This window comes from Arthrobacter sp. 10L424, assembly GCF_056395325.1.
In genome coordinates this window covers 1-7616 of the sequence record NZ_JBFTJH010000018.1, presented here as the reverse complement: position 1 = coordinate 7616, position 7616 = coordinate 1, and the positions used below count along the sequence as shown (strand labels likewise).

Annotated in this window: 7 protein-coding genes; all 7 read left to right on the top strand. The window is 60.1% G+C overall.

Annotated elements, in window-relative coordinates; all coding sequences use genetic code 11:
- The first annotated feature begins 264 nt into the window (after positions 1 to 264).
- The gene (locus AC1DC5_RS18925) at positions 265 to 510 is read left to right on the top strand and encodes a hypothetical protein (protein ID WP_476866184.1); all 246 of its coding nucleotides are present in this window, start codon (positions 265 to 267) and stop codon (positions 508 to 510) included.
- Positions 507 to 2066 carry an oligosaccharide flippase family protein gene (locus AC1DC5_RS18920; protein ID WP_476866183.1) on the top strand — a complete coding sequence of 520 codons (1560 nt, stop codon included), beginning with the start codon at positions 507 to 509 and terminating at the stop codon, positions 2064 to 2066. Before AC1DC5_RS18925 ends, AC1DC5_RS18920 begins: the two co-directional genes overlap by 4 nt.
- Positions 2067 to 2181: 115 nt before the next feature.
- Positions 2182 to 4236: a glycosyltransferase family protein gene (locus tag AC1DC5_RS18915; protein WP_476866182.1), complete on the top strand. Its 2055-nt coding sequence runs from the start codon at positions 2182 to 2184 to the stop codon at positions 4234 to 4236.
- A 175-nt stretch (positions 4237 to 4411) separates the two neighbouring features.
- Complete coding sequence (locus AC1DC5_RS18910; protein WP_476866181.1) at positions 4412 to 5560, top strand: glycosyltransferase; 1149 nt, start codon at positions 4412 to 4414, stop codon at positions 5558 to 5560.
- Positions 5557 to 6483, top strand: a complete 927-nt coding sequence (locus AC1DC5_RS18905) for a glycosyltransferase (protein ID WP_476866180.1) — start codon at positions 5557 to 5559, stop codon at positions 6481 to 6483. Before AC1DC5_RS18910 ends, AC1DC5_RS18905 begins: the two co-directional genes overlap by 4 nt.
- The gene (locus tag AC1DC5_RS18900) at positions 6480 to 7421 is read left to right on the top strand and encodes a glycosyltransferase family 2 protein (RefSeq protein WP_476866179.1); all 942 of its coding nucleotides are present in this window, start codon (positions 6480 to 6482) and stop codon (positions 7419 to 7421) included. Before AC1DC5_RS18905 ends, AC1DC5_RS18900 begins: the two co-directional genes overlap by 4 nt.
- On the top strand, positions 7393 to 7616 hold a 224-nt coding region (locus AC1DC5_RS18895; RefSeq protein WP_476866178.1), incomplete at its 3' end, for a DUF1345 domain-containing protein. The genes AC1DC5_RS18900 and AC1DC5_RS18895, both read left to right, overlap by 29 nt.

The following is a 7616-nucleotide window of genomic DNA, read 5'->3' as shown; positions in this document are numbered from 1 at the left end:
GAGTATTGGACAGGAAAACTACTCGACTTCATCCGATGCCCTACTCGACTATTTCGGCGCCCTAGGCCCCCGGCATGCCCCCGGCTATATTTGCAAAAAGCACAGCCATTTTGGTCAGGGCCTTCGCTCCAACCCCGAGCGTGACCCGGACCTTCGTTTTGCAAAAAGCGTTGGCGTGCGGAGGTATATATGTCAGTTCGGGACCTGATTCTTCTCTTCGGAAACCCCGGCTGAATGGTCTCTCGGGGTGGAATGGGGGCAGTCATGGTTTTGTTCGGCCGCAACAAGGAACTTGCGCGGATTCGTGCGCTAATCCGCAGTCCAAGGGAATCCGACCTGATTGTCACGGGAGGACACGGCAGCGGCAAGTCGTCATCGCTCGCGGGGATCCCCACCTTGAATGAGTACCGACAGGTTCTCATCCGCTCCCTGCCGATGTGTCCGCTTTTCTCTGCTGAGCCACAAGAATATATCGCCGAAAAGTCGGTTGCCGCACTGGGACGGAAATGAACAAGACTAATCCAGGCGATCGATCAGTCGGCGCAACGAATGCTGACGCCGAAGTGGGCGTGCGTGCGATCAAGGGGGCCCTATGGAGCGGGGTCAACACCCTGCTCCTGAAAGTTACCAACATCGCGATCATGGCGTTGGTTATTCGGATTGTCACGCCTCGCGACTTTGGCATCTTTGCCGTTGCGCTTGTGGTTCATGCCGTCGTATCGAGTTTTGGCGAACTGGGCCTGTCCTCTTGCATTGCGAGGCGCGACCTTGATCCGGATCGCGTGGCATCCACCGTAGCGCTGCTCGCACTTTTGAGCAGCTTCACGCTGGCCTGCATCATGGCCCTGGCTGCGGAGCCACTGGCAACGTCCTTGGGTGCGTCCGAAGCAGCACAAGCGATTCGCGTCTTGTCCATAGCTGTCTTTTTAGGGGGCGTCTTCACGGTCCCGGGTGCCCTACTCGTCCGAGAGTTCCGGCAAGACAGAGTCTTACTCGCGAGTGTCGTCAGTTTCCTGCCCATGAATGCACTTCTCATCTTCTTGGCCGTCGAGGGGAACGGTGCGCTGGCCTTCGCCTGGTCAAGGGTCCTGGGACAGCTAATAGGCGGAGTCGTTATGGCCGTTAGCGTAAAGCGGCACTATTGGCCGCGGCTGAAACGACCTGAGGTCATGCCCGTTCTCCGATTCGGACTTCCTCTTGCTGGAGCTAATCTGCTGACCTACGTCCTCCTTAACGCGGATTACGCAATTATTGCCAAGTCTTTGGGAATCGACGAATTGGGGATATACATGCTGGCCTTCACTGTTGCCTCATGGTCCACATCGGTGCTCAGCTCCACGATCAATAGCGTAGCCATGCCGGCATTCTCGGCAATGGGATCCGATCCCGATGGCCTAAGGCAAATGCTTAGGCGCGCAACCCAAATGGTTTCGTTGATAGCATTTCCGGTTGGAGCACTTACGGTGGCGCTGTCCCACTCGCTTATCGAAGTGATCTACGGGGAGACCTGGATTTTGGCTGCGCCCGTCCTGTCTATCCTGGCCGTGTATGGCGCACTGTTCTCCCTATCACTGTTGCTGTCCAACCTACTGGTTGGAACGGGTCGATCCGGCACAGTCATGGTCGTCCAATCCGTTTGGATAGCAGCCTTGATCCCCTCAGTTGCGGTGGGGGTTTCACAGCTTGGGCTGACAGGCGCCGCATATGCCCACGTCGCCGTCATTATCCTTGTCATTGTGCCCATGTACCTCTGGTCTCTGCGCGGATCAGTCGCCTCGGCAGGGCGGGTACTCGCCGTCTCCATGGCCACCCCGGTTTTCGCCTCGGTGCTGGCCGGGGCAATGGCACTGTGGGCCTCCAGTTGGTTCAGCCAACCTTTGGGCAGCCTCGTTGCCGGAGGCCTCGTTGGCGGAACGACCTATTGCCTCCTGGTGGTTCCGATGGTCGTCCAGTTCCTTCCCCATCCCCTCCAAGGACGAGTCCTGCGTTCTATTCGCCTCTACGGGTCATTGATGGGCACATTCGGGAAGAAAGTTTCAGTAGGCAGGGGTCAAAATGACAGCTAGTGCAGGTGGCGCCCTCCCAAGGATGCTACTTTTCCGTTGGACCAAACCCGGGCTTGCGCCTTTTCTTTCGCAGCATTTGGATGCACAGGTCCGCACACTAAGTTACTTTTTCGAAGTGGAAGTAGTTGACTATGACTGCGACTATGGCCAGGTCTGCGACAAATTTGAACCTGCCCTCAGCGTCTTCGAATCGGGGGTGTATTCCGGGGGTCGCCGGATTACCAATACAGACGCCCGGTCCGACATTCCCAAACTGGGCTTCCTGCATTCTGACGCATACGATATCGCGCGTGCCGTTTTCATCTCCGATATGTCGCACTGGGGCGTTGAGAACTACTTCACAACGTCGGTGGCCATGGCTGAATATTCGCCCGACATCGCAGGAAATCTCTTCGTCTGGCCGAACGCAATCGATCCAGCGGTTTTTCATGACTACGGGCTGGAGAAGAATATCCCAATTCTTGTCACTGGAAGCCAGGAACCCCACTATCCGTGGCGCAACGCTGTCAGCAGAGTACTGTCGAAGAATTACGCGACCATGACCATGCCGCATTTTGGGTGGGGGGGAGCTACGGCGCGAACTGTCTACGGTGAACGCTATGCGAAATTGCTGAACGCCAGCGTCTTTGTCCCGACTTGCGGCAGCATGGCCAAGGAAGTCGTTCGCAAGCAACTTGAGATTCCCGCATCAATGTCCTGCTTGGTAACCGAGCGGACCCCGGGATTGGAGGCGTTCGGGTTCGAAGACATGGTCAACTGTGTCTTCGCTGATCCGAATGATGTGCTCCAGAAGCTGGATGCCCTGTCGAGTGACCAGGAACAACTTCGAAGCATTACCCAAGCCGGGTTCGAACTCGTGCATTCGAGGCATACGGAGGCGAACCGCAGCCAGGTCTCGGAATGGCTCCACTTGAATCTGGAGCGAAAACCGGGACAGAAGATCACTCAGGAGAACCCCAGCGGCCCGCTTGCCTTATCCCCAGCGGATTCCCCTCGGCCAATTATCGTGGGACCTGGCACCGACAGAACCTATCTCGCGGCGGGCTGGCGGTTGCTTCGGTCTGGACTGCCGCAGCTTGCGGAGCGCGAATTCCTGAAGTGCCTGAACTTTTACTCCATTCCAGAAGCCATTCCCGGGTTGGTATTTGCGGGCCTCACGAAAGGCGACTGTGAGGCTGCATTGGACTGGGCTACCCAGGCGGTGTCTGAGAATCTCGACGCGCGGGGAGCCGCTGATCCTGACCCCGTTCTTTGGGCGTGCTTTCTACGATCGCTGGTTTGCGCCGGCGAGATGACCAAAGCAGCTTCGTCATCGAACCGCTTTCCCAACCTGAAGCACCCTGAGCTGGACCGCGTGCGCTCAGTACTGGCCACATTGCGTCCTGACCTGGAGACCATGCCCATTCGCAGCGAAGGGATTGGAGTACGCCCGACTATTGCCCCTGTGCCCGAGCTCAGCTGGGACTTATGGCGGCAAGAATTCGTCACCATGCTCCTCACATGCGGTCAGCAAGGAAGTGCCCAGCTACTCAAGGAAAGCGCGATACCCGGTCAGGCTCACCCCGCGGAACTTCGACCGATTCGACCGAACGGTGCAGCATATTGGCGCCGGATTCCAAAGCGGTTGGTTCGAACCGTCAGGACTCGTCTGAAGTCCGGGTGGATCCAGCGTGCGCGCATGATGTTATCCCCGTACAAGCAGCGAATTGTGTCGGACGAATGGACAACGACGATCAAGGACCTCGCCCGCCGAGAACAGCTTTCGTATGCGGTCCTAGTGGGCACGCCGGAAGCCAGGGGACGCGCGGCTCTTGAAGCGGGTCTTCGGATGAACCCGTGGCTTCCTCCCCTGCATCACGTCGATTCCTGCGCCCAAGCATCCACGCAGGGACTATTTGGGCAGCCACGATCCGAACGGGTACTGACTCTCATCAGCCTGCACGAAGTCGACGCCCATCCCCCCACTGCCGCAGATATCACTGCCCTGTCTACCTGTTCGCTTGTCATCATCAACGGAACGACGACCGTCGGCGGTTACAGGCTTCTCGCCGGCCTCCTACGGGGGGGCGACTTCGGTCTTGAGTCCCACGAGCCTTCCCGGAAAGGCGGTCGGGCTATTCTTCGACAGCTTTCCCTCGCGGCCACCGACTCCGTGGAGGCAGCATCATGAGGACACGGACGACCGAGTTGCCTCGCACCGGGGTTCTCGAAATGTCGGATGACTGGATCGACGCGGCTGGGCTGATGGGGTCCGCTCCAGCTGACGGCTTCACTTCCCTCCCTCTGGCGGGTCGCAAGCCTGCGGCCACGGCCTTTGCTGCGCATGGCGCACGGCAGGCATCCCCATGAAAAAGCGCCGGACACCGGAACAGGAAGTGCTCCTCTATATTCCGGGGAGCCGCTGGGATGACGTGCACGGAACCGACTACCGGCTCGCCATGGCCTTGGCTGCCGACGTCCCGGTCCTGTGGATCGATCCGCCGCTTCCCCTACACCGGGCCAATCAGAACCGGTGGGGGCGGGGCCTACGAACTGTCGAAGTCATGGAGGTGGCACCGGGTATCACCCGGGTGCGTTCCCTGTCGGTCCCCGGATTTGCCCGTCTTGGGTACTCCTCCGTCGCAAATGTCCTTCTGGCCCGCGCCATCAAGACGGCACTCCGACGGCACCGGTTGCGCCCCTTCGCAACTATTCTCTCCTCGCCGATCAGCAGATTTCCCGCGGGAGTCGCAGGAACAAAGCTCCTGTACGTCACCGACGACTGGGTTGCGGGAGCCGAACTCATGAACCTGTCCCGCCGGTTGGTGCAAAGGCGGCTGCGGGACAACCTGCGAACCGCCGACGTGTGTGCCACGGTCTCCCCACCCCTTGCTTCGGTCCTGGCGGGGACCGCCGGCGCGGCCGCTTCCGTCGTCGTGATCCCGAATGGCTGCGAGCTTCCGGACCGCTGGGAGCATGGCACGCCGCGCCGCCGGAATGCCGGCCTCATCGGACAGTTGAATGAGCGACTGGACATGCAGCTTCTTGAAGCCGTCCAGAACGCCGGAATCCCACTCCTGGTGATCGGTCCCCGCACTGAGCACGACGAAGAGACAGGGAGGCGGCTCGATGCCTTCCTTGCCGCGCCCAACGTGACCTGGCTCGGCGAACTCCCGTCCCGGGAACTCGCTCCGCACCTGGCTGAGATCGGTGTGGGGTTGACCCCCTATGCGGACACGGCATTCAACCGCTCGAGCTTTCCTCTCAAGACGCTGGAGTACCTCGCATCCGGAATGCCCGTCGTTGCGAGCGACCTGCCGGCAGTCCGCTGGCTCGACACCGAACATGTCGCCATCGGATCCGGGCCCGTCGATTTCGCCAACCAGGTCCGGAGGATCCTCGACAGCCCGGATGAGGCTGACCTCGGGCCCCGGCGGCGCGACGTCGCTGCCCTGCATACCTGGCACGTCAGGGCGGCCCAGATTCTCGAGACACTACAAGGAGTCAAGCCATGAGCCAACCCAGGACCTTCCGGCCGCCGGCAGGAGATCAAAGCAGCGCCGGCGTCGATCACGTGCTGCTGACCCGGTTCAACCTCCCGTCGGCAGGTGCCGAGAGCATTGTGCGGGCGAAGGATGGCTGGCTGCGTACTCGGATCGAGTTATTCCGCCGGTTTTGCCTGCCCTCGGTGCTTGAACAGACCCGCCAGGATTTCAAGTGGATTATCTATCTCGACCCGCAAAGCCCCGAATGGCTGGTCAGCGCCATGGACGACCTCAACCACCGCGGGACATTCACCCCCATCTACCGGGCCGAGGTCGGACGCAGCGAACTCCTCGAGGACCTGCGCTCAGTTTCCGGAGCGAATCACCGGGAGCTCCTGACCACCAACCTGGACAATGACGACGGCCTGGCGGCGGACTTCGTCGAACGTCTGCAGGCCGCCGGAAGCGACGGCATCCGTTCGGCGCTCTACCTGACCAACGGTCTGATCACCAGTGGCAGCGCCCTTTACCTCCGCCGGGACCGGTCAAATGCCTTCTGCTCTGTCCGGGAAGAATGGGGGGCCGCCCGGACATGCTGGTCGGATTGGCACAACCTGCTGGGACAGTCGATGCGCGTCCGCGAGATCACCGGTGCCCCGGCATGGCTCCAAGTCGTTCACGATTCCAATGTCAGCAACAGAATCCGCGGGAAGCGTGTATCGCCGGCCGCGTATCGCGCTACGTTCGGAGCCTTGCTCGACGGCATTGACGACGTCGGCCGACTCGACCTCATGAGGGACTTCGCACTGGAGAGGCCACGCCGGGTCGCGCTGGACTCGGGCCGATCCCTGATGAAGCAGGCGGCCATGACCTTGGTGGGCAAGGAAGGCCTCGACAGGCTAAAAGCGCAGTGGGCATTTCGCACGGCGCAGCAACGGAAGGCCGAACCGTGAGCGCCGCCGAGGCTAAGCCAATGAATCAGATCAGTTTGTGTGTTTCCACGTATAACCGGGTTGATGATCTGACGAGGTTGCTTTCAAGCGCTCTTACACAGGAGCCGCCAATCCCCATCATTGTTTACGATGACGCGTCCTCGGATGGTACGGCAGAGGCTGTCCGGGAGCAGTTTCCCAGCGTAAGGCTCATCGTGGGCCGAGCAAATGTAGGCCTTATCGCCGCCCGGAATATTTGTATCCAGGCGGCTTCCACACCGTTTGTCATCATCTTGGACGACGATGCGTACTTTATGTCCGCCCACACTGCTCAACAAACCCTTGACGACTTTACGTCACCCAGCATTGCAGCAATTGCCATTCCCTTTATTGAAAATGGGACACTAATGCAGGGCGATATGTCTGGCCGTTCGATTGAGCTGACCAGGAGCTTCATCGGTGCCGCGCACGGTCTGCGCCGGGATGCCGTACTCGACTGCGGCGGCCTGCGTGAATCCTATAAGTTCTACTGCGAGGAATCCGACATAGCGATTCGCCTCTTGGCCGCTGGCATGGTCGTTAGGCACGGCACCTCAGACCCGGTTGTGCATTGCCCCAATGCTGACCGCGAGCCCCTGCGAAGGCGTCAATTGAGGTGGCGCAGTGAACTTCGCTTCAAGTGGTGCCACACGCCCGCATTACTCCTCGCGCCAGTCGTCGGCGCTCATCTGGGCCTTCTTTTGATTCGGTGCGGGCAATTTGGCGGCCTGAAGGAATCAATTCGATTGGGTTTCGCCTCCTGGAGGGATGTCCTCAAATCAAAGTCCGAACGAAAAGGCGTGGACTTCCAGATCTATTTCTTGTGGAGACGGCTTGCCAAGATTCCTCGACTGACGTTGGGCGCCATCGACCACATGCTCGTCATTCGCCGTGGACGACAGGGCCAGGAGTCGTCCTGATTGCCTCTACGCCCGCGTCCGGAAGAACTGTTCGGTCACCTTTGCGAGCCTCGGCGCGGTGGCCGCCGTCGTCGTTGATTCCCATAGCGGCGAAGGCAGGTCCGGTCTGGGCGGCGGGCTGCTGGCGCTGGCGTCAGTGGCCCTGTCCTGGCTGCTGGTGCAGACGCTGTTCACGCTGCGGTACGCGGAGCTGTA